This window comes from Nocardiopsis listeri NBRC 13360 (assembly GCF_001570765.1).
GTDB classification, from domain to species: domain Bacteria; phylum Actinomycetota; class Actinomycetes; order Streptosporangiales; family Streptosporangiaceae; genus Nocardiopsis; species Nocardiopsis listeri.
Genome location: NZ_BCSH01000001.1, coordinates 91450 through 112539 on the forward strand (window position 1 = coordinate 91450; position 21090 = coordinate 112539).

General features: G+C 64.0%; 22 protein-coding genes and 2 pseudogenes. 13 read left to right on the plus strand and 11 right to left on the minus strand.

Translation table 11 applies throughout. The features are described from left to right. Positions 1-93: 93 nt before the first annotated feature. The 5 genes and pseudogenes from NLI01S_RS25480 to NLI01S_RS24910 all read right to left on the minus strand — a co-directional run. Positions 94-2589 (minus strand): TPR repeat region-containing protein, encoded by a 2496-nt coding sequence (locus NLI01S_RS25480; protein ID WP_157090887.1) that lies wholly within the window; start codon positions 2587-2589, stop codon positions 94-96. A gap of 67 nt (positions 2590-2656) precedes the next feature. Further along, positions 2657-2980: a hypothetical protein gene (locus tag NLI01S_RS24905; protein ID WP_084392190.1), complete on the minus strand. Its 324-nt coding sequence runs from the start codon at positions 2978-2980 to the stop codon at positions 2657-2659. Between the two features lie 593 nt (positions 2981-3573). Beyond that, positions 3574-3855: a transposase family protein gene (locus NLI01S_RS00320; protein WP_067597217.1), complete on the minus strand. Its 282-nt coding sequence runs from the start codon at positions 3853-3855 to the stop codon at positions 3574-3576. Between the two features lie 348 nt (positions 3856-4203). After that, entirely contained in the window at positions 4204-4512 is a 309-nt protein-coding gene (locus NLI01S_RS00325; RefSeq protein WP_157090888.1) for an IS3 family transposase, read from the minus strand. Then, positions 4493-4666 (minus strand): annotated as a pseudogene (locus tag NLI01S_RS24910) (IS30 family transposase); the annotation flags it as partial. The gene NLI01S_RS00325 and the pseudogene NLI01S_RS24910, both read right to left, overlap by 20 nt. A 588-nt stretch (positions 4667-5254) precedes the next feature. Here NLI01S_RS24910 and ltrA point away from each other — a divergent pair. Then, positions 5255-6517 carry a group II intron reverse transcriptase/maturase gene (ltrA, locus tag NLI01S_RS00330; protein WP_067597223.1) on the plus strand — a complete coding sequence of 421 codons (1263 nt, stop codon included), beginning with the start codon at positions 5255-5257 and terminating at the stop codon, positions 6515-6517. A 33-nt stretch (positions 6518-6550) separates the two neighbouring features. On the opposite strand, the gene NLI01S_RS00335 is transcribed toward ltrA, so the two are convergent. The 4 genes and pseudogenes from NLI01S_RS00335 to NLI01S_RS24920 form a co-directional block, all read right to left on the minus strand. Continuing rightward, a complete protein-coding gene (locus NLI01S_RS00335) occupies positions 6551-7423 on the minus strand; it encodes an HARBI1 family protein (RefSeq protein WP_223809044.1) in 873 nt (290 codons plus the stop codon). A gap of 155 nt (positions 7424-7578) precedes the next feature. Continuing rightward, a pseudogene (locus NLI01S_RS00340) lies at positions 7579-8757 on the minus strand (IS30 family transposase); the annotation flags it as partial. A 211-nt stretch (positions 8758-8968) separates the two neighbouring features. Further along, positions 8969-9217, minus strand: a complete 249-nt coding sequence (locus tag NLI01S_RS26690; protein ID WP_371850594.1) for a DDE-type integrase/transposase/recombinase — start codon at positions 9215-9217, stop codon at positions 8969-8971. A 154-nt stretch (positions 9218-9371) separates the two neighbouring features. Continuing rightward, the gene (locus NLI01S_RS24920; protein WP_223809045.1) at positions 9372-9755 is read right to left on the minus strand and encodes a transposase; all 384 of its coding nucleotides are present in this window, start codon (positions 9753-9755) and stop codon (positions 9372-9374) included. A gap of 105 nt (positions 9756-9860) precedes the next feature. On the opposite strand from NLI01S_RS24920, the gene NLI01S_RS00345 reads away from it, so the two are divergent. Further along, positions 9861-10292 (plus strand): cupin domain-containing protein, encoded by a 432-nt coding sequence (locus NLI01S_RS00345; RefSeq protein WP_067597214.1) that lies wholly within the window; start codon positions 9861-9863, stop codon positions 10290-10292. A gap of 120 nt (positions 10293-10412) precedes the next feature. On the opposite strand, the gene NLI01S_RS00350 is transcribed toward NLI01S_RS00345, so the two are convergent. Continuing rightward, on the minus strand, positions 10413-11096 hold the full coding sequence (locus NLI01S_RS00350) for a GntR family transcriptional regulator (protein ID WP_371850592.1): 684 nt from the start codon (positions 11094-11096) through the stop codon (positions 10413-10415). Positions 11097-11188: 92 nt separating this feature from the next. On the opposite strand from NLI01S_RS00350, the gene NLI01S_RS00355 reads away from it, so the two are divergent. The 10 genes from NLI01S_RS00355 to NLI01S_RS00400 all read left to right on the plus strand — a co-directional run bounded on the left by NLI01S_RS00355 (position 11189) and on the right by NLI01S_RS00400 (position 19866). Beyond that, positions 11189-11947 carry an HpcH/HpaI aldolase family protein gene (locus NLI01S_RS00355; RefSeq protein ID WP_223809046.1) on the plus strand — a complete coding sequence of 253 codons (759 nt, stop codon included), beginning with the start codon at positions 11189-11191 and terminating at the stop codon, positions 11945-11947. Next, the gene (locus NLI01S_RS00360) at positions 11947-12747 is read left to right on the plus strand and encodes a carbon-nitrogen hydrolase family protein (protein WP_067597225.1); all 801 of its coding nucleotides are present in this window, start codon (positions 11947-11949) and stop codon (positions 12745-12747) included. Before NLI01S_RS00355 ends, NLI01S_RS00360 begins: the two co-directional genes overlap by 1 nt. Before the next feature lie 3 nt (positions 12748-12750). Further along, entirely contained in the window at positions 12751-13869 is a 1119-nt protein-coding gene (locus tag NLI01S_RS00365; RefSeq protein ID WP_067597226.1) for a C4-dicarboxylate TRAP transporter substrate-binding protein, read from the plus strand. Then, positions 13866-14447 carry a TRAP transporter small permease subunit gene (locus NLI01S_RS00370; protein WP_067597228.1) on the plus strand — a complete coding sequence of 194 codons (582 nt, stop codon included), beginning with the start codon at positions 13866-13868 and terminating at the stop codon, positions 14445-14447. The genes NLI01S_RS00365 and NLI01S_RS00370 overlap by 4 nt, the downstream gene beginning before the upstream one ends. After that, the gene (locus NLI01S_RS00375) at positions 14444-15859 is read left to right on the plus strand and encodes a TRAP transporter large permease (RefSeq protein ID WP_067597238.1); all 1416 of its coding nucleotides are present in this window, start codon (positions 14444-14446) and stop codon (positions 15857-15859) included. The genes NLI01S_RS00370 and NLI01S_RS00375 overlap by 4 nt, the downstream gene beginning before the upstream one ends. 51 nt (positions 15860-15910) lie before the next feature. Further along, a complete protein-coding gene (locus tag NLI01S_RS00380) occupies positions 15911-16558 on the plus strand; it encodes an RraA family protein (protein ID WP_067597241.1) in 648 nt (215 codons plus the stop codon). A 236-nt stretch (positions 16559-16794) separates the two neighbouring features. Beyond that, a complete protein-coding gene (locus tag NLI01S_RS00385; protein ID WP_067597244.1) occupies positions 16795-17427 on the plus strand; it encodes a biotin transporter BioY in 633 nt (210 codons plus the stop codon). Beyond that, a complete protein-coding gene (locus NLI01S_RS00390; RefSeq protein ID WP_067597247.1) occupies positions 17427-18128 on the plus strand; it encodes an energy-coupling factor ABC transporter ATP-binding protein in 702 nt (233 codons plus the stop codon). Before NLI01S_RS00385 ends, NLI01S_RS00390 begins: the two co-directional genes overlap by 1 nt. Continuing rightward, positions 18125-18751 carry an energy-coupling factor transporter transmembrane component T family protein gene (locus NLI01S_RS00395; RefSeq protein WP_067597256.1) on the plus strand — a complete coding sequence of 209 codons (627 nt, stop codon included), beginning with the start codon at positions 18125-18127 and terminating at the stop codon, positions 18749-18751. The genes NLI01S_RS00390 and NLI01S_RS00395 overlap by 4 nt, the downstream gene beginning before the upstream one ends. 128 nt (positions 18752-18879) lie before the next feature. Then, positions 18880-19866 (plus strand): serine hydrolase, encoded by a 987-nt coding sequence (locus NLI01S_RS00400; protein ID WP_067597257.1) that lies wholly within the window; start codon positions 18880-18882, stop codon positions 19864-19866. Between the two features lie 53 nt (positions 19867-19919). Here NLI01S_RS00400 and NLI01S_RS00405 read toward each other — a convergent pair whose 3' ends face one another. Further along, on the minus strand, positions 19920-20519 hold the full coding sequence (locus NLI01S_RS00405; RefSeq protein ID WP_067597258.1) for a TetR/AcrR family transcriptional regulator: 600 nt from the start codon (positions 20517-20519) through the stop codon (positions 19920-19922). Positions 20520-20613: 94 nt separating this feature from the next. Between NLI01S_RS00405 and NLI01S_RS00410 the strand changes: the two genes are divergently transcribed. Then, entirely contained in the window at positions 20614-21072 is a 459-nt protein-coding gene (locus tag NLI01S_RS00410) for a nuclear transport factor 2 family protein (protein WP_067597269.1), read from the plus strand. Positions 21073-21090 lie beyond the last annotated feature (18 nt).

The window sequence follows — 21090 nt, forward strand, 5'->3', positions numbered from 1 at the left end:
AGGGCGACTGGCGCCCGAAAGTTGCTTGATCTCGTCACTTTAGGAAGCTCACAAACTTGGATCTATGTGGATTGGTCTGTTTGGTGACGCGAATCATTCATTAATCTTTCTCCTGGCGTTATTATAAGCTTCCGTGTAATTCTCTTTTGCGCTTTCCGGCGAGGCCCCATCTGGAAGAGTTCCGTTTTCTTCGACAATTTGCCAGGAGTCGCGAAGTGTGTTTGCAATATCGCTGGATTTAACATCCCACTCATTTATGCTCGGTGGAATATAATCATTTCCGTTCGTGTCGGTTCTTACCATTCCAGGATTGACCTCCTTGAGTGACTCCATGACATCAGGATTACTTTCCGCCGATGCCCTTATCAGGCTCAGTTGTGTGGACTCGATGATTTCCCATTCACCAGTATTGTTGTTGACCTGCTGTTCCGCGGCGAAGGCCTCTACGTTGAATTCTTCCTTGCTGTAGATTTTTATAGCTTCTGCGGCGACGGAGCTTCCTGGGATCGGAATCTCCGAAAGCGTAGCTCCGAACATGTCGACACCGTATCCAGTGACCTTGTTCTGATAATTTGCGGCGTTTTCGCTGTTCCTTTCTCGGTGCGTGGCCTCCTGTTCGAGTGCCACGTCCACGAGGCCGCGCAGGACTCCAGATCTCGCTGCGCCATCGGTAGAGATTAGCCCGTCTTCAGATGCATTGTGCGAAAATTTCTCGAGGGTCTCATGCCCGTGCAGGAGTGTATCGGCGTAAACCCGGGAAGCCGCGTCTCCGTCACCCATGATTTGTTGGACAAAACTCTGTCTGGAATTCATGTCCATTTGGAGCCCTTCCTCAGGGCTCCAGTAGCTAGGGTTGTCTTTGCCTGATTGGCTGGCAACGGGGATCGAGTGCTCGCTTCCAAATTCATCAATATAGGCGGAGAAGAGTTCTGACCATTCCCAAGCGATATCCGGATTAAGGTGGCCCGCGGATGCATCCTCCCATACCATGTTGACTGTATCGCCATTCTCGTCCACTACCTCGCCATCGACTGAGTGGCCGGTGGAAGAAATTGAATTATTGAACGTGGGTTCAGCGAAGAGATCAACGAAACTTGCCATCGCCTCTGCTGCTTTCTTGCTTTCAAATTCGTCGCCGTCAGCCTGTTTCCATATCCAGTCGGTCAGGCCCGAGGCGGCACTTCCATCGTCATCCCAGTCATGGGTGTACACGGCGCGGAAGGTCATCTCGGCATCCAACCCGTGGGTGGGATGCTTGTAGGTTCCCTCTCCGGTGATGATCGAGTGGTTAGCGTCCTTATTGCGAGCGGAAACATCGATGAGGGTTTCGTGCTCGTTATTGAAGAAGAGGGGATGACCTCGGTAGTCGTCTTCATCGTCAGGGTCAATGTTCCAGATATCCAACTCGTTCGCGACGGTCTGAGTAAGGTTCACGGAGAACTGTTCACCACCGTGCAGGGATGGATTAGCATGCCCGAACATGTTGGCGAGTGGAGTTACCTCCGGATACCAGTCACGACGATCGTATCCATTTTCTTCATTCGGCCCTTCGACTACTTTTCTTACACTCTCAGGGATATTGTCGTAGCCACCCAGAATGCTTTCGTCAGAAAGAGCAAGGAGGCCTTCACCCAAGGCTCCAAGAAGATCCTGTGATGTTTTGATATCGATATTTTCGTTCTCGGATAGGAGGTCGGAAACGCCGAGCACCCCGGGGAAGTCCGAACCTTCCCCACCAGCCTCCTCAAGAGCTTCATAGAAGCTGGTAAGGAAATCGAGTTCCTCAGACGTCATGGTGCCGCCGTTTTGCTGTCGGTCCGCCGCTAAGTAGCCAATGTTGGTGAGTAGAGCGATGGTCTCGCCAACATCACCATCGAATCCCTCGGGATCGTTCACGAGTTCAACCACTTCAGCAGCCATATCGTCGGGTTCCGCGTCAATTGGGATGGCCTCTACGTCCCCGCCAAGGTTGAAGTAGGACCAGTTTATTTGTCCCTTGTCAATCAGGCGCTGAACGGCCTCGGGCGTGGGTCCATCCTTCAGGTTCTTGCTTATATCTTCAGACTGAGAAAGCAATTCTTCATAGGCGGTTGCTTCCTCTATTACAAGCTCTGCCCTGAGTTCATTAAGAGCTTCTATCGCCTTCTCGGCGGGGGATTTTTGCCAGACGAAAAATCCATCCATCTTTTGAAGGTCATCTTCGTAAGCTGGTGCCTCTCCGTTCCAACGATTAATTATTCTACGCCTTTCCTGCTTGTAATCGCTGACGCAGTCGGCCCACTCCTCGGTGATCGCGGCGCAGAATCGAATGCTTGCCGATACTTCCATCCACACGGCGAGGTCCTCAGCGTTCACCATTGATATGTCCCACTTGATAACTTCGGTGAACTCCTTCGCTGCACTGTCGAATTCCTCATTCATTCCATCAGTGCGGCCGAGGATCCTTCTCTCGAGCATGTAGAGATCTTCAGCTCCCGTGCGAATCACTGAGACCTTCATATGGGGGTCATAATTCATCTCAAGAGCGACCGGTCCAACTTTTACTGCTTCAATGGTTTCGCCATTGTAGGTTACATTGCTGGCGGACAAGGTAGAGAATCCTTCTCTGTCGAATTGGGAGATGATTGAATCTATGGTTTATCGTGGGTGATGGTTCTCAGAAGTTGACCTCGGGCATCGATTTCCAGGACTCGCTGAATTCATCGCTTGCCTCATGGTCGTTTTCGGCGATATTGGAAGCTCCTGCCTGGATATTGTTTGCCAGTGCTATTCCATTCTGTTGTACCTTTTGGATTTCAGGTTCAAGATCATTTTTGAAATGTACATAGCCGCTGGCGATCCACCCGGTGGAGGTTGAAAGATCATCCATTAGCAGAGAAAAAGTCTCCTCCAAGCCGACCATTGCCTCCGCCATGGCTTCCGCATGGGCACCTTTTTCCACGGCCGCCCAGGTGTTCGCTCCGGCTTCGTTCGTGCTCATGGCTAATCCTTCTCGAAACTAACTGGTCGCCATGAGGCTGGCGACCATGGGAAAGGCCGATTGTATAAATGAAACCAGATAATCGCTCTGGTCTTGGGGTGGAGTGGCGCGAATCATGCTACCGACCCTGAGCCCGTGAGCAGGGGTAACTGGCTCGTCACTCCTCCTCAGGTTATCCTCATAAGATATACCAGTGGCGAGAGTGAGTCTTTTCCGCCCTGACGATGCTGGTCACAGCTGTGAAGCGGTCGCTCCCAACCATCCGTGACAGCAAGAATCCCTGCTGGGTCAGGACTGTTTCATTCTCAGTAAGCGGTGATGTTGACGCTGATCACAGCAACCCGATCACATCCAGCGGACGAGTGAACGCTTCATATGACACCCACCGGATCGCGTCGGGCACTGTGTCCTGCCCCAACCGGCGCAAGAACAACAAAGCGAAAGCGCAATACGGGCCATGCCCTGATTCTCGCTTCCTCCCGACACCTGTCGGGTTCAGCGTGTCCAAGATCCAGGGTCAAGGCCCGTCTGGGTGTGCAGAGCATCGGCGGTGATCACGACGCTGGCCAGGTCTACGCCCGCCAGCAGGACGGTCAGGGCCCGGTACGGCGAAACGTCGCCTCGTCAGCGGCTCCTCGGCCCATGCCCAGGGTGGTGAGTGTGTGGGTGGTGGTCTGGGCGTCCCATTGGCCGATCGCGGTGAACCCTTTGGCTCCGGCCAGGACTGCGCAGACCGCTACCGCGATCAGTGCGCTCAGCCGGTGGCGTCGTCCGCGGGGTTTGAGTGGGTCGGGCACACGTGTGAGGACGTGGAGAAGGTGGTCCTGGCGTGAGAGGGGTTCGATGATGAGTTCGCCGGGGTGGGACGATGGCATACGCGTGCGTGTTCCTCGGAGAGATGGCAGCGTGAAGAACTTCCATCCAACCGGGTCGAGCACGCCCGCACCTGCTTGTCCCACCCACGAAGACGTAGGTTACATCCCCATCATCTGACTTTGCCGGGACCCTGGACCACGGCTCTACCCGCTGTCCAAGCACCCACGCCGGACCGGGCTTGTAGAGCACATACCGTGAGCCTTTGTCATCCTGCCTCTCGGAGCTGAAGGATGACTACACCTCGGGTGATCTGCCCAGCCCGATGCGTGCAGCATCGCAACCGGCGCAGGACGTGGCGGTGTCAATTTGGTATGTACTGAGTTTGGTGGAGCCGTGTTTCTGGATTCTCAGGCCACGGTGCTCGGTTTCTTGTTCTCGAACTCTATGGGTGTCAGCCAGCCGATCGCTGAGTGTCGGCACTGTCGGTTGTGGAAGATCTCCAGGTACTCAAAAATCGCGTTGGCCAACTCTAATCGGGTCCGCCACCTGCGCCGGTCCAGCAGTTCGACCTGCATCCGCGACCAGAACGACTCGATGACCGCGTCGTCGTAACAATTCCCGATCGACCCCATCGAGGGCACCAACCCGGACTCCTTTGCCCGGCGAGTGAAGGCCCAGGAACCGAACTGGGCGAGTTCAACCAGTCGTTGCGACACCGGGCTGTTGTAGTGAGCGTAGCTGCTCGGCGAAGACCTCGGCCGGAGTCCGCCATCCCAGGACCTTACGGGGCCGATTGTTCACCACCAGGGCAACAGCTTCGAGGTCCTCAAACGACCACCTGGACAGATCAGTGCCCTTCGGGAAGTACTGAGGTGATCTCGTGTGTCCTGAACGTGGAGGTTGCTGATGTAGGTAAAGCATGCTGAAGCGGTGCTACGTGGAGGATGAAGGATCTTGGCCCTTCGGGACCGTCCGGCGGTGGATGGCTCCAAACCGCCTCATGCTGCGTTAGCTGAAGACTGTCGTGGTGAGCGATGAGGAAAAGGCGCACAAGATGTGTCAGGTGGGGACCGGGAAGGCGAGCGCAAGCGAATCGTTGACGACGTGTCGAAACCTCATCAGTTGACATCAGAACCGGGGCGTGAGATTGGCTCCGGGATGAGTCTGGCGGGTGGTCCGCTTTCTGGCCAGATGGTGTCCGGCATATAGACGACGTGAGCCCGGTCTGCGGCCTCTGCGTGGAACAGGAGAAGGCGTGCCGCGATACAACCTCGAAGAGGCGAAAGGGAGAATCCCAAGCGGGTCACACCGTAAGGGACTGAGTACCGATTGCGCGGTGCGCTGGCGGACCGGCTTGTAGTAGCACGGAAGCCCCTGTAACGGGGGTGGAGCGAAGGGGCCGGGTCGTTCGTGGCTGTGTTCGTTCGATCAACCAGACAGTGGTCTGGGAGGAGTCGCGTGGGCGAGCTGAAATCACCGGACAAGCCGTTTGATATTCCAAAGCAGGCTGTCTGGGAGGCGTGGAAGAAAGTCAAGGCGAACCGGGGTGCGCCGGGGGCGGACGGGGTGTCGCTGGAGGAGTTCGAGTCCGATCTGAAGAATAATCTGTACAAGATCTGGAATCGGATGTCCTCAGGCAGCTACTTCCCACCGCCGGTGCGTGCAGTCGAAATCGGTAAATCCCATGGTGGAGGATCTCGAATCTTGGGGATCCCCACCGTGGCGGACCGGGTTGCGCAGACGGTGGTGGCCGAGGTGTTGGAGGTAAGAGCGGAACCGCTGTTCCATCCCGACTCCTATGGTTATCGCCCGCAGCGCGGAGCGCTGGATGCGGTGGCCACCTGTCGGCAGCGTTGTTGGAAGAGCGACTGGGTGATCGACTTGGATATCCAGAAGTTCTTTGACACTGTGCCGTGGGAACTGATGGTCAAAGCAGTTGGTGCGGTCTGTGATCTGCCGTGGGTGTTGCTGTATGTGAAGCGGTGGTTGGCCGCGCCTGTGGTGCAACCGGACGGTGGCGTGCAGCAGCGGAACCGGGGAACCCCGCAGGGGTCTTCGGTCTCTCCGATCCTGGCGAATCTGTTCTTGCACTTCGCGTTCGATGTGTGGATGGCGCGGGAGTTTACCGGCGTTCGATTCGAGCGCTATGTGGATGATGTAGTAGTGCATTGTATCGACGAAAACCAGGCGTATCACGTGCTGGGTGCCGTCCAGGAACGGATGGGTCAGGTTGGGTTGGAACTGCATCCGGAGAAAACACGGATCGTTTATTGCAAGGACAGTAACAGGGCCGGTGAGTATGAGTGCACCGAGTTCACGTTCTTGGGGTACACGTTCCGGCCGCGTGGTGTGCGCCGGAGGGACGGGAAGATGTTCACCGGCTTCAATCCTGCGGTTAGTAAGGACGCCTTGAAAAAGATGAGTGAACGGGTGCGTTCCTGGCGTCTGCACAAGTGCACTCAATTTTCTGAAGCGGATCTCGCGCGATGGATCAATCCGATTGTGCGGGGTTGGATGGGATATTACGGTGCGTTCTACCGTTCGGCGCTCTATCCTCTCCTGGCGCGCATCAACGCCTATTTGATGCGGTGGCTGCGGAAGAAGCACAAGCGGTTGCGGGCCAGGAAAAAGGCTCATGAGGCATGGGTAAGGGCCGTGGCGCTACGCCGTGGATTCTTTGCTCAATGGCGATGGGTCACCTGGGTTCCGCGTGTTTGGTGATCAGAACGATAAGAGCCGTGTAACGGGAGACTGTTACGCACGGTTCTGTGAGGGCCGGAGGGGGAAGTTCCCTCCGGCTACTCGACAGCGAGTTTGCTTCTCGATATTGGTCAGAGCCAACGCGGCTTGCACGATCATCCCGATCTTGGACGGACTCATCGTGGTGTGGCGCAGCGCTCTCCACCGGCCGGTGAGTACCGCCATCGCGCGCTCGCCGATGCACCGCAGGCCGCGTAGGAGTCGGTTGTGGGCTCGGTTGTCGGCATGCCAGCGGCGCTCGTCGACCTCGGGCGGACGCTTGATCGGGGTGCGCACACCCACCCCGGCGCCCTCGTAGCCAGAATCGGCCAACACCACCAGCCCCTCGGTGGTGGCTTTGTGTACAAGCGGGAACACGTGTAGGCGTGCGGCGGTGATATCGGCCGTGGATCCGGGCTCGACCTCCGACACCCACAAAGGTTCTCCGCGAGCGTCGGACAGGAACTGGATGTTGCCGCCGTGGCGGTGTTTGTGGCCGCTGTACCAAAGGTCGCTCTCGCCGGTGGGGCCAGGCTCCGAACAACGGTCACAAGGAAACAGTTTTCCGTCCAGGATCAGGGGGTCTTCGGGGCTCAGACGGGCGTGTTCGAGGACCTCGTGCAGGTCGGGAGCCTGGTCGGCCAGCACGTCGACACCCTCGTCGACGTAGCGGTAGCCGGTGGCCCGGGAGATGTGGTTGTCCCTGGCCAGAGCGTCGATGGCCGTGGCATCGCGAAACCACCGCAAGATCAGGACCGCCTGCTTGTAGCAGGTCAGAGAGCGGGTGCCCGTACGGGTGCCGCGGCGCCGACGTTCGGTGTTCAGCAGGGCCGAAAGATGCCAAACGGTGGCCTGGTCCACGTCGAGGGTGGCAGTATAGGAAACCACGTGGAGCCTTTCATGGTGGTCCGGTGCAGATTCGACACCTCGCCTTCTACCTGGGGCTCCACGCCTGTGTCAGGGGAACGAAAGTTCACCCATGGATGCACCCCTCGTCTTGATTGTCGGTTTCCTGCTGATTCCCAGTCACTGAGATCACCTCACTGGCGCAGAAGCCCGTTCGTGTTCTCGTTCGTCGGCCTCTGCCAAGGCGAATACGGATCGGCGAAGAACACTTTCGTCCCGCTCTCGAGCATGAACTGGGCGTGTGCGGACAGCTCCTTCCCACGATCCCAGGTGAGGGTCTTTCGGAGCTGCTCGGGCAGTTTCGCCATCGACACCGTCAGCGCTGCGTTCATCGCGACGGCACCGTAGCCACCGAGCGAGGGACCGTTCTTCACCGTCGGTTTCTCACCCCAGCCCTCCAACCGGGGCAGGTGCACCAGCAGCGTGGATCGGCTGCTGCGCTCCACCAGCGTGCCGATCGCGGACCGGCCCGTCCCGATGATCAGATCCCCCTCCCAGTGCCCCGGGACCGCACGATCCGCAGCTTCGGCGGGGCGCTGCGAGAGGACGACATCGGCGGTGACATGTCCTTGCGGCTTGTTGCGTGCCCGCTCTCTGGGAACCCGCAGCGCTCGCCCGGTGCGCAAACACGCGACCAACTCACGCTTGAGCGCGCCGCGCCCCTCGATGAACAGGGACTGGTAGATCGCCTCATGGCTGATACGCATGGACTCATCATCAGGGAAATCGAGCTTGAGCCGTTGGGAGATCTGCTGCGGGCTCCACGCCAAAGACCACCGCCGATCCTGCCGACACGGCTTGTTCAGCCCCCTCCACGTTGGTGCCTGGGGGCCGACGACGATCGTGCCGTCGGGCCGGCGGACGCTCCCGGCGAGCCGTTCCTGCACGTACTCGCGTAGCCGATCGTTGTCCATGAGCTTGGCTGTCTTGGGGCGCTTGCCTGCCTGCTGCGCCTTCCACTGCGCCACCAAGGCCCGGTACTCGGACTTCCCGCCCCTGGTCGCTGCGTTACGGCGCAGCTCACGCGAGATCGTTCCCGCATCGCGTCCGATCCTGCGGGCGATCTCTCGCACGCCACATCCTTGGGCGCGCAACAGCGCGATCTCCTCGCGTTCGACGAACGACAGATAGCGGCCCGTGGGCTCGTCCAGGCTGATCGGCGGCATGCCGCCAGCGTGACGGAACCAACGGACCCCGACCGGCCATGACACACCAACAGCCTGCGCGGCCTCTACCGTGGTCACGCCCGACGCGATACGCCGCCAGAAGTCCCGCTGCACCGTACGAGAGGGCTCTGGGCGGCCAGGTGAGCGCATCGGCGGCCGTAGTGCCCGATCCGCTGCCCACTGCCGCCGTGCTCCCGCAGGTACCTGGGGTATCTGCTTCTTCTTGAGTCCCATCGCACACCTTTGCAATCAAGGTGTTGCGACGACCAGTTGAATCCGCCCTGGACGCCGTGATCGGAGTGGACCACCGTCCCCGGAGCCGGTTGGCGGTTATCAATGGCCATGCCCAGCGCGTTCGTGGTCAAAGCCGCCGTGGGCGAGGAGTCGATCGCCACCCGACCACACGCCGCGAACACACATCCAACACCACCGTGCAATAGACCTTGCCCTCGCGGGTGGAGTGCTCAGTGATATCGGTAACCCAGAGTTGATCCAGGCCCTGACGGGCGCACTGGCGATCCACCAGGTCAGCCGAGACCAGGTCCGCACTCGCACACCGCCACTTCGGACGACCCGTAACACCTTTGAGGCCGGCCCGGGACATCAGCATCGCCACGGTCCCTGACAGAGCTTCATCCCTCGCCCGAGGGTGAGTTCAGTGTGCACCCGCCGCACCCCGTAGACGCTGTTGGAGGCGGCGTGGATCTGATGGATGGCATCGGTGGGCAAGCACGTGCCGGATCGAGCGGGCCGAGGGACCGCGGTCACGCCAGGCGTAGAACCCCGACTCCGATACGCCCAGTACCCGGACGGCGACCTGGACCGGCTGCCCCTCGGAGGCCATCACCGCGATCGCCTCGAACCGTCTTTTGGGGCACCACCTTCCCTAACAGCTCACTGGCCCGGCGGTGGATCGCCAGTTCAGCCTCCAGCTCGGCAATGCGCTTATTCGCCGCTGCCAGCTCGGTCTTTTCGGTGCTGGTCAGGCCCAGGGCCAGACCTCGGTCGATGCGGTCCTGGCGACGCCAGGCGTAGATCGTCTCGCTGCTGATATCCAGATCGCGTGCCACGTCCGCGACGCTGCGTCCGGATTGGACCAGGTCCAAGACCTTGCGCCGGAACTGGGCAGGGTATCCACGACGTCCCACGATGCCCTCCTCCAAGGGTCACGTGGTCCCAGGATCCAAAACCGGCTCCGAAAAACGCGGGACACACCAGAGCCTCCATTACGCCCGGCACGAGACGGTACGGCCGTGAGCGATGACTACACCACCGGGAAGGACCGAGGCGGGAGACCGTTCGTCGTCGACATCGAGGAGGCGAGCGTCGAGAACAGCCACTATCGACGCACGCTGTGGACCGGAGAGCACCTACAGCTCACCGTGATGAGCATCGCCGTGGGCGACGACGTCGGCTTGGAGGTCCATCCGGACAACGATCAGTTCCTCCGGGTGGAGCAGGGGAGTGGACGCACCGAGATGGGGCCGGCCGAGGACGATCTGAACTTCGTTCGGGAGGTCGAGGACGACGACGTCATCATGGTTCCGGCGGGGACCTGGCACAACGTCGTCAACACCGGTGACCGGCCGTTGAAGCTCTACGCGCTCTACGGTCCGCCGGACCACGAGCCCGGCACCGTGCATCCGGCGCACAAGGACGCCGAGAAGGACCCCAACGAGGACTGATCGGGGCACGCCGGGGGTCGACCGGGTCGCCGAGCGCCGGGCCGCTCGCCCATGGGGGTGGGGGACCCGGCGTTCCAGGGTTCGGACGACCCATGCCGATCGAGCGTCGATCGAGCCGGGTCACTCCGAGAAGGCTCGGACGAGTTCGGGCACCTCCTGGAGGTGCACGTTGAGGATCCTCGTGCTGAGGGAGGCATCGTGTGCGTTGAGCGCGGCCTCCAGTTCACGGTGTTCGCGCTCGATGGTGGGGAAGCGTTCGGGGCCCTGCGTGATGGTGCGTACCGCCAGACGCACCTGTCGTGGTCGTAGGGAGTCGTACATCTGGGCCAGGACCGCGTTGCCCTGATGTTGAACGATGCAGGAGTGGAATCGCTGGTCGAGTTGGGCGAACTCGTTCCAGTCCTGGTTCCGGCCGGCGGTCTCCAGTGCTTCGATGAGCTCCGGGGCTTCGGGGGGAGCGCCCAGACGGCGATCACAGATCTTGCCGATGGCGTTGGCCTCGATGACGAAACGGGCCTGGTAGATCTGGCGCATCTCCGTGGCGGTGACGACCCGGACCTGCGCGCCACGTCGAGGCACGAGGTCGACGAAGCGCTCGGCCTGGAGCCGGTGGAGCGCTTCACGCACCGGTGTCCGAGAGGTGCCGACCTCCCTGGCCAGGACGGCCTCGTCGAGGAATTCGCCCTCGGCGAACGTGCCGGCCAGGATGGCGGCCCCGATCATCTCGTATGCGCGCTCCCGTGCGGACTGTCGAGGTTTGCTACCCCCGGTTGCGATGCTGTTTTGGTGTGACACAAAGCCCACCCTACCTTTACACAGCCTGGATGCTCCGTGTATACAAGGTGTCCACACCAGATATTTAGCGGTGTGCGTCACATCCTTCGAAGGGAAGCACCTTGAGCGCGCAAGTGGACAAGCGGCATGCGGTCTGGCTCTCCGAGCCCTCCGCGGCGGCGGTGGAGATGGCCGATCTCGCCGGCTACGGCACCGTCGTACTCGACATCGAGCACGGCACGTTCGACCTGGCGGCCCTGGACTGGATCATGCCGCTCATCCGTTCCAAGGGCATGGACGTCATCGCGAAGGTGTTGGGACCGGAGCGGGGCCCGATCCAGCAGGCCCTGGACCTGGGAGCCAACATCGTGGCCATCCCGCACGTGGAGTCGGCCGCCCACGCCAAGGAGGTCTGCGGATTCGCGAAGTTCCCCCCGTTGGGCGACCGGTCCTTCGCGGGCGGTCGGACCTCCGACTTCCGGGGCTTCACCGACGACTGGGTCACCCGGCAGGACACCGGGACACGCTGCTACCCCATGATCGAGGACGCCTCCGCGCTGGAGGAGATCGATGAGATCCTCGCCCTGCCCATGGTCGACGGCATCTTCATCGGTCCCTCGGACCTGTCGCTGCGTCGTGACCGTGGCGCCTACACCGCCGGCGAGGAGGACCTGGTGGACTTGCGCCACCTGGCCCGCGCGGCCCAGGCCGCCGGCAAGACGTGGGTCCTGCCCGCCTGGAGCGACGCGGAAAAACGTCTCGCGGTCGAGGAGAACGCCGAGACCATCGTGACCACCATGCAGTACGGAGCGCTGCTGTCCGGGTTCACCGGAGCGCTCGACACCCTGCGAAGCATCGAGAACGAGCTGAGGAGCCGTTGATGTCCCTGAACGTTGCAGTCGTGCAGTTCGCGCCCGCCGAGGACAAGGCCGAGAACCTGGCCGAGATCGAGCGGATGCTGCGTGAGGCCGCCACCGGTGGCGTGCGCCTGGCCGTGCTGCCGGAGTACGCGGTGTTCACCGCACCCGCGATGGACGATCGGTTCGTCGACAGCGCCGAGCCGCTCGACGGTCCGGCGGTCTCGCGCCTGCGCGCCCTCAGCACCGAACTCGACCTCTCCATCATCGCCGGCGTGAACGAGACGGCCACCGGCGGCCGTATCCACAACACCCTCGTCGGCATCCAGGACGGCGAGGTCAAGACGGTCTACCGCAAGGTCCACCTCTACGACGCGTTCGGCTACAAGGAGTCCGACCGTGTCCTGGCCGCCGACCCGCAGGAGCCGCAGATCCTGGAGGTCGACGGTTTCAAGGTGGGCATGCAGACCTGCTACGACCTGCGCTTCCCGGAGGTCTCGCGGATCCTCGTGGACGCCGGCGCGGACATCATCGCCCTGCCCGCCGAATGGGTTCCCGGTCCTTTGAAGGAGTACCACTGGAACACCCTGGTGCGGGCCCGGGCGATCGAGAACACCGTCTACGTCCTGGCCGCCGACCAGAGCGCCCCCACAGGTGCCGGCAACAGCGCCGTCGTGGACCCGATGGGGATCGCCATCGCCACCGTCGGTGAGGCCCCGGGCATCGGCAAGGCCGTCGTCGAACGTGACCGGCTCGACCACGTCCGCAAGGTCAACCCCGCCCTGACCCTTCGTCGCTACCGCGTGGCCCCAACAGGAGCGTGAGACATGAACGCAGGCGCAAGACGTGCCCGAGCCGGTGGTTCGGTATCCCGTACCACCGGACTCCTGGCCTCGGGCGCGGCCCTGGCGGTACTGACCGCGTGTAGCGGTACCGCTCTGGGCGACGACACCTACGTGTTGCACTACACGACCTATTCCAACGCCACGTCGGACCAGTCGCGTACGGCGCAGCGGTGGGCGGAACAGGTCGAGGAACTCACCGACGGTGGTGTCACCGTTCGGCTCCACTACTCGGAGAGCCTCGTCGGCGCGGACGAATCGGCCCAGGCGACCCTGGACGGCCGTGCCGACATGGCTCAGGTCGGGTCCATCTACGCGGCTTCGGACCTGTCCATGTACACGGTCATCGAACTGCCGTTCGAGACCGACAACCCCGAGGTGCAGATGACCGCGATCAAGCGGCTGTACGAGGAGAACGAGACCTACCGGGAGGACTTCGATCGTCAGGGTGTCCGGCCGCTCTTCCCGATTCCGCTCGGTATCGCGGCCATCGGGTTGAAGGAGGAGGCCGAGAGCCTCGACGACCTGAGGGGAAGGAGCATCCGGGCCGGTGGCCTGACCTCGGACGTGATGCTCGCGGCCGGCGTCAACCCCATCGGCATGACGGCCAACGACATCTACGAGTCGATGAGCCGTGGCGTCGTGGACGGCTACACCTCGCTGGCCCTGGCGAACCTGCCCACCTTCGGGCTCTCGCAGGCCACGCCCTACCTCATGGACCCCGGCATCGGTGCGTACGCCTCCTCGATCGCGGTCATCAACGAGGAGCTGTTCCAAGGCATGCCCGAGGAATACCGGGAGGCGCTGTTGGAGGCCTCCGCCCAGGGCATCTCCATCGGTTTGGAGGAGATGGACGCGCTCGGTGAGGTCTCCTGCCAGGAGATGACCGAGGGCGGGACGGAGTTCCTCTCCCTTCCGGAGGAGGAGACCTCCCAGTGGAAGGAGGAGTCGGGCGTCGCGGAGAGCTGGGTGTCGCGCTACGAGGACCGCGGCTATGACGCGCAGTCCGTGCTCGACGACTACCGGCGGATCATCGAGGAGGAGACCCGGGTCTCCGACTACGTCAGCCCGCTCGCCGCTTGCATGGAAGGACGGCAAGAGTGAGCCGCATCAGCTTTCCACGGCCGGTGAGAGGGACCGCCACCGCGTTCAACCTCGCCGCCGGACTCCTCCTCCTGGCCCTGATGTTCCTGACCGTCGCCGACGTGGTCGGACGCGGTGTGTTCGGTCAGTCGGTCCTGGGGACGGTGGACATCTCGACACTGCTCCTGGTGACCATCGCCTTCCTCGGGTTGGCCTCCGCCGAGATCGACGGAAAGCACGTCTCCGTCACCCTCGTCGAGGCGCGCCTCGGTTTCAAAACGCGCACGGTCCTCTCCGGGATCAGGGTGGTCCTGCTGCTGGTCCTGGGCGTCCTCATCGTCTGGGGGATGGGCGAGGTCCTGCTCAGCGCCTATGAGCGTGGGGAGACGACCAACGACATCCTGCGGTTGGCCACGTGGCCGGCCAAGCTCGTGCTCTTCCTTTCCTTCCTCCTGTTCTTCGTCATGGCGGTCTGGAAGGAAGTCCTCGAGTTCCGCGCGTTCCGTTCCGGTGAGGTGCCGGAGAGCAACGAGGTGGACGCCGCCATCGAACAGGCCCACTCCGCCGCACAACACAAGGACAGCGAGGGCACCCCATGACCGCTGCGACACTCTTCATCGTCATCGCGGTCCTGGTGCTCTTCCTCGGGCTGCTCGCGATCCGGTTCCACGTGGGACTCTCCCTCATGGTGGCTGGCCTGGTCGGTGTCGTCCTCATGCGTGGGACCGACGCCGCGGTCAGCACGGCGGCCAACCAGCCGTTCTCGACCTCGGCCGACTACTCCCTGACGATCATCCCGCTGTTCATCCTCATGGGCGTGTTCGCAGTCCACGCCCGCCTGGCCCAGGCGGGGTTCGACCTCGCCTCACGGGTGCTGCGCCGGTTCCCGGGAGGCGCCGCGCTCGCGTCGCTGTCCGGATCGGGGCTGTTCGCCGCGGTCACCGGATCCAGTGTCGCGACCGTGGCGACCATGGCCCGGGTGTCCACCGACGCGATTGTCAAGGCCGGACACGGGATCCGTCTCGCGGCCGGAGTCGTCTGTGCCGGCGGCACCCTGGGCGTGCTCATCCCGCCGTCCATCGTGCTCGTCCTGTACGGCGTCGTCACCGGGGAGAGCATCGGGGAGTTGCTCCTGGCGGGCATCGGCCCCGGACTGCTGACGATCCTCCTCTACGGGATCACCATCGTGCTGATGGTCCTGGCCGCCCGCCGCAAGCGGGACCGCGTCAACGCCTCGAAGGAGAGGGAACCGGCGATGGCCGGTGGGTCGTCGGCGTCGGCGACGACCACTTCGGAGCCCACCGGGTCCGCTGGGGAGAAGGCCACCGGTGAGGGCGTCCCGGAGCCCGAACTGGACCTGTTCGGGTTCATGCTCCTCGTGGTCATCTTCATGGTCTCGATCGGCACGATCTACCTCGGTCTGGCCACCGCCACCGAGGCGGCCTCCTTCGGTGCGGTGTCCGCGTTCGTCATCCTGCTCATCCGCACCAGGCCGCCCCGCTGGATGAGCGCGATCAAGGAGTCGGTCACCGAGGCCGTCGGACTGACCGCCATGACGTTCCTGCTCATGGCCGGTGCCGGGGTGTTCACCTACTTCCTCGCCCTGTCCGGGGCGAGCACGGCGGTGGTGGACGCGGTCCTGGCCGCCGACCTGGAACCCTACGTCGTGCTGGTGCTGTGCCTGCTGCTGTTGCTGCCGCTGGGCATGTTCCTCGACGGGATCTCGATGATCCTCGTCGCGGCGCCCCTGCTGCACCCGATCCTGAGCGGATACGGCTTCGAGGGCCTCTGGCTGGGCGTCCTCATCGTGAAGGTCGCCGAAATGGCGCTGATCACGCCGCCGGTCGGGATGAACGCGTTCGTCTACTCGGGCGCGGTCCCCGAAGCGGGTCTGGGACGGATCTTCCGCGGCATCGTGCCGTTCATCATCGCCGACCTGGTGGTCGTGGCCATCCTCATCATGGTGCCCGACATCGTCACCTTCATCCCCGAGCTTTCGAGCGCGAAGTGAGCCATCGCTCCTCGAAACCCTTGAACCAAGCACTCTGAGAAAGGAACAGTCGTGTTCGTCGTCAACGACATGCCCGAACAGATCGATGGTCGGATCGTCACCGAACTTGAAAAAACGTGCGTCTCGACCCTCGGCCACCTGCGTGACCACGGCTTCGCTCTCGGTCTACAGCCGAACAGGCGTCCGCTCAAGTTCGTCGGTACGGCGGTCACGGTGCGGATCCCGCACCTGGACTCCACCGCCGTCCACATGGCGGTCGACATGCTGCGTCCCGGTGACGTGCTGGTCGTGGACCAGTCCGGTGACCGACAGCGCTCGTGCTTCGGCGGACTGGTCTCCTACACGGCCAAGGCCCGAGGCGCGGTGGGAGCGGTGATCGACGGGTCGATCAACGACCACGACGAGACCCTGGCCTACGACTTCCCGGTGATCTCGCGTGGGTTCAGCCCGCTGACCACCCGCATCGGCGGGATCGAGGGCGCGATCAACGTGCCGGTCACCATCGCGGGCGCGGTCGTGCACCCGGGCGACGTCGTCTTCGCGGACTCCGACGGCGCCGCCTTCCTCTCACCCGAGGAGGCGGTGGGCCTGGGCGACCTGTTGAAGGCCAAGGAGGACGCCGAGATTCCGGCGCGGGAGTCGATCTCGGCCGGTGGCTCCCTCGCGGAGTTCTCCGGGGCGGCCGCCTACCTTCCCTGAGGCACGCTCCCACCGGAGCCCTCACCCGGGCCCCGGGCACGGGCGGTTCACACACCGTCGCGTGGCCGGGGCCCTCGTCATGTCCTCCGGGCCGGCTCACCGGGTGGCCCGCGACGTTGACGGAAGTCCACAACACCTCCGCCCGGCTTCTGTGCACCCCGGCCACTGTCTCGGAGGAGCCGGTATCGGACAATGGGGGACGACCACCTCCCACCACCTCCCCGAGGGGATCCACCATGCCCGACATCGGGACCAGGAAGCACGTCCGTCACCGCGGTCTGACCGCTCGCGACCTGGCGCTCATCGCGATCTTCGCGGCGCTCATCGCCGCGATGAGCGTCACCGTCGCCATTCCGTTGCCGTTCTCCCCGGTACCGATCACCCTCCAGACCCTGGGCATCATGCTCGCCCCGAGCCTCCTGGGCTGGAAGCGCGGAACCCTCGCCGTGGTCGCCTTCCTCGCCCTGGGCCTGGCCGGTCTCCCCCTCTTCGCGGGTGGTCGTGGCGGACTCGCGGTCCTGGTCGGACCCTCCGCCGGGTTCATCGTGAGCTGGGTGTTCGCGGCCCTGGTCATCGGCCTGCTCACCGACCTCATGGTCCGCAGCGGCAGGTACCGTTTCTGGCAGGGTCTGCTGATCAACGCCCTGGGCGGCATCGTCGTCATCTACGCCATCGGCGTCCCGTGGATGGGGGTCGTCCTGGGTGACGGCGTCCTGGCCACCGGCGCGGCCATGATCGCGTTCCTGCCCGGTGACGTCGTCAAGGCCGTGGTGACCGCGCTCATCGCCGCCACCGTGTTCCGCGCCTACCCCATCCCACCGGCCGGTCGCCCGGTCACCTCCACTACGGAGACGGGGAAGAACACCTGATGCTCCGCATCGAGGGGGTCTCCCACTCCTACGACGACCGCGCGGTCCTGCGCGGAATCACCCTGGACCTGGCCGAACATCGCATCGGCGTGATCGGGGCCAACGGATCGGGCAAGTCCACGCTCGCCCGCACCCTCAACGGACTCGTCCTGCCCGACGAGGGCCGTGTGTCGCTGGGGGAGTGGGACACCCGCCGGCACGCCAAGCACATCCGGCGCCGCGTCGGCTTCGTGTTCTCCGACGCCGCCAACCAGATCATCATGCCGACGGTCGTCGAGGACGTGGAGATCGGACTGCGGCCCCTGCGCCTGGGCCGTGTGGAGACCACGCGCCGGGTCGAGGAGATCCTCCTCCGACACGGCCTCGACGGCCACCGCGACCACCCCGGACACCTGCTCTCCGGTGGCCAGAAGCAGCTGTTGGCGTTGGCGTCGGTACTGGTCACCGAGCCGGACGTGCTGGTGTGCGACGAGCCCACCACCCTGCTGGACCTGCGCAACACCCGGATGGTGCACCGGACCCTGGACGGTCTTGCGCAGCAGGTCGTCCTGTTCACGCACGACCTCGACCTGCTCGCCGACTTCGACCGGGTCCTGGTCATGGACGAGGGACGGGTCGTCTTCGACGGTGTGCCGGCGGACGCCATCGCCTTCTACACCAAGCTCATGGACGACGGGCCGACGACGGGACGGGCCTCGTGAGCGTGGTCGGGCTGTACGTCCCCGGCAGCGGTCCGCTGCACCGGGTTCCGGCCGGCCCGAAGCTGCTCGCCCTGCTCGTGCTGGGCGTGGTGCTCATCGTCGCCGCGAACCTGTGGGCGGCCCTGACCACCCTGCTCCTGGCCCTGCTGCTCTACCCGGCCGCCCGGCTGGGTCCGCGCCGGGCACTGGCCGTGCTGCGCGCGCTGTGGCCGTTCCTGCTGGCCATCGGTGTGTTCCAGGCGTTGTTCGTGGACGAGTGGACCGAAGGGGTGCGATTGTGCGCCCAGCTCGCCGGACTCGTCCTGCTCGCCAACGCGATCACCCTGTCCACCCGGGTCAAGGAGATGCTCGACCTGTTCGAACGCCTGTCCCGGCCGCTGCGCCACGTCGGGGTGGCCCCGGACCGGGTGGCGTTGGTGCTGGCGTTGACGATCCGGTCCATCCCCATGGTCGCGACCGCCTGGGCCGCGGCTCGGGACGGTTACCGCGCACGTGGCCTGCGAGGACGGCCCTACCTCCTGGTGGTGCCGGTGATCGTGCACCTGCTGCGGATGGCCGAGGCTACGGGAGAGGCGCTGGTGGCGCGGGGGATCGACGAGGACGCCCGAACCGGACACTTCTGAGGGGACTCCGTACCGATTCAATATCGGGTGGGTGATTTCTCCTCGCGGGCTGTGGATAATAATCCGAACGGCCCGTCTCGCCGGGTCGATGCCCCCACATCCCCTAGGCGCAACGAACCGGTGATCGCGTGCTCCGGCGTCTCCTCGCCGAAAGACGAACCCGGCCCCTGGCCGCGTCCGTCCCGCTCGCCCTCTGCATCGAGCTGCTCCTGCCCGCAGCGACTCCGGCCGGAGCCGTCCCCGCGCTCCCCGCGAACGCGGTGCCGGCCCCACTGGTCGTGGACTCCCGGGTGCCGCTCGTGCCCTTCGCGCCCCTCGCCGCACCGACCACCGGCGGCTCCGCCCTGCCCCCGAAGACCCGCGCCGCCCTCGACGACCGTGTCGCGGCCCTGGGGGAGGGCGTCGACTTCGGCATCGCCGTCCAGGACCTGCGCACCGGGACGACCTACAGCCACAACGGACGAGATCGCTTCCCCTCGGCGAGCGTGGCGAAGCTGACCGTGCTGACCATGCTGCACCTGAGCGCGGACGAGGAGGGGCGGGACCTCACCGCGACCGAGCTCGCCCAGGTCGAACAGATGATCCGCTTCAGCGACAACGAGGTCACCGACGGTCTCTACCTGCGCCTGGGGTTCACCGACGGGTTCCTGCGCCACGCCGAATCCCTGGGGTTCACCGGAACCGAACCCCACCCGGGCGGCTCCTGGGGTTCCACCATGACCACCCCTTCCGACCAGATCCGCTTGCTGCGCGCCCTGTACACCGACGAAGGGCCGCTCACCGAGGAGGATCGAGCGCACGTCCGGGAGCTCATGGAATCGGTCGGCCCCGAACAGGCATGGGGTGTTTCGGCCGTCGCCACCGGCGGCGACACCGTCGGACTCAAGAACGGGTGGGCCCCGCGCGAGTCCAACGGGGGGCTGTGGACCATGAACAGCGTCGGCTACGTTTCCGGGCCCGGCCACGAGTACCTGATCGCGGTGATGTCGGACCACAACACCGACTACGCCACCGGGATCACCCTCCTGGAGGACCTGGTCACCGAGGTGGTCGAGGCCATCGAGGGTCCCGGCGCCCACGACGACCACATCGTCGTCGGGGCCAAGCCCCACTGAGGAACGGTCACTCCTGCCGAGAGGAGAGCACACAGAACTCGGTGCCCTCGTGATCAGCGGGCGTTCAGGGCCCGAAGGAGGTACGTGACCAGGGCGTTCAGGTAGTCGGGATCGACCTCGGCCCGGAGAATGTTCAAGCGCCAGTACAGGGGCGCGGCCATCAGGTCCAGGGCCAGGGGCACGTGGGTGTCCTCGGGGAGTTCCCCACGCTCGATGGCCCGACGCAGAGTGGCCTCCCCGAGCGCGCGGCGACGCACGCCGATGGCGCTCTCGATCGCCTGGACCAGCTCCGGATCGCGCCCCGCCTCGGCGGCCAGGTCGGGCAGGATCGCCGCGAACCGCGGATGGGTGAGCCACACGTGTACCGCCTCCAACGTGGCGCGCAGGTCGCCCTCGAAGGACCCGGTGTCGGCGATCTCGGCCGGCGGCACGCTGAATTCGGTCAAAGCCGAGATGACCATCCCTTGTTTGGACGACCACCTGCGGTACAGGGAGCTCTTTCCCGTCCCGGCGCGTTTGGCCACTCCCTCCATCGACAGGCGCCCGTATCCGCGCTCGGCGAGTTCGTCCAGTACGGCCTCGGAGATGGCCGAGGTGACGTGGGGACGCAGGACGGCGGCCCCGGTGGGTGTGCGTCGGGTGTGGTCGTTCATGCCCTCATCATACGTGTGGACGATACGGGACCGTCCCGTGTAGGGTCGCGGCGGGACGGTACCGTACCGTCCACATGGAAGAAGGGTGCCTGCCATGGGAACACCGCTCAAGGACGCCTCCGCCCTCATCGACGAGGGCCTGAGGCTGATTCTGGCCAAGGACATGCTCGGTTTCGCCGACCTGTGGGCCGAAGGGGGGACCATGGAGCTGCCGTTCGCGCCACCCGGCGCACCCCGGTGGTTCGAGGGACGCGCGGCGGTGCGGGAGTACCTGCGCCACTACACCGACCACTTGGACGTGCGGGCGGTCCACCGGCACGCCGTACACGTCACCACCGACCCGAACGTGGCCATCGCCGAGCTCGAAGTGGAGGGTGTGGCCAAGGGGACCGGACGTGACTACCGGATGCGCTACATCGCGGTCGTGATCGCACGCGACGGGGAGATCATCGAGTACCGCGACTACTGGGACCCGCTGGCCGCCCAGGAGAACACGGGCGAATCCGCAGCCGAGGCGAACCCCTTCCCCGAGCGCGTCGGCCACTCCGCCTGAGTGCTCGTCCACGACGAC

What these genes read in the sequence shown, in the direction of transcription:
- NLI01S_RS24905 (WP_084392190.1), bottom strand. Translation starts at nt 2,980, where the DNA reads ATGAGCACGAACGAAGCCGGAGCGAACACCTGGGCGGCCGTGGAAAAA.
- NLI01S_RS00320 (WP_067597217.1), bottom strand. Translation starts at nt 3,855, where the DNA reads ATGCCATCGTCCCACCCCGGCGAACTCATCATCGAACCCCTCTCACGC.
- NLI01S_RS26690 (WP_371850594.1), bottom strand. Translation starts at nt 9,217, where the DNA reads ATGCTGATGTCCCGGGCCGGCCTCAAAGGTGTTACGGGTCGTCCGAAG.
- NLI01S_RS00360 (WP_067597225.1), top strand. Translation starts at nt 11,947, where the DNA reads ATGTCCCTGAACGTTGCAGTCGTGCAGTTCGCGCCCGCCGAGGACAAG.
- NLI01S_RS00365 (WP_067597226.1), top strand. Translation starts at nt 12,751, where the DNA reads ATGAACGCAGGCGCAAGACGTGCCCGAGCCGGTGGTTCGGTATCCCGT.
- NLI01S_RS00375 (WP_067597238.1), top strand. Translation starts at nt 14,444, where the DNA reads ATGACCGCTGCGACACTCTTCATCGTCATCGCGGTCCTGGTGCTCTTC.
- NLI01S_RS00385 (WP_067597244.1), top strand. Translation starts at nt 16,795, where the DNA reads ATGCCCGACATCGGGACCAGGAAGCACGTCCGTCACCGCGGTCTGACC.
- NLI01S_RS00390 (WP_067597247.1), top strand. Translation starts at nt 17,427, where the DNA reads ATGCTCCGCATCGAGGGGGTCTCCCACTCCTACGACGACCGCGCGGTC.
- NLI01S_RS00405 (WP_067597258.1), bottom strand. Translation starts at nt 20,519, where the DNA reads ATGAACGACCACACCCGACGCACACCCACCGGGGCCGCCGTCCTGCGT.
- NLI01S_RS00410 (WP_067597269.1), top strand. Translation starts at nt 20,614, where the DNA reads ATGGGAACACCGCTCAAGGACGCCTCCGCCCTCATCGACGAGGGCCTG.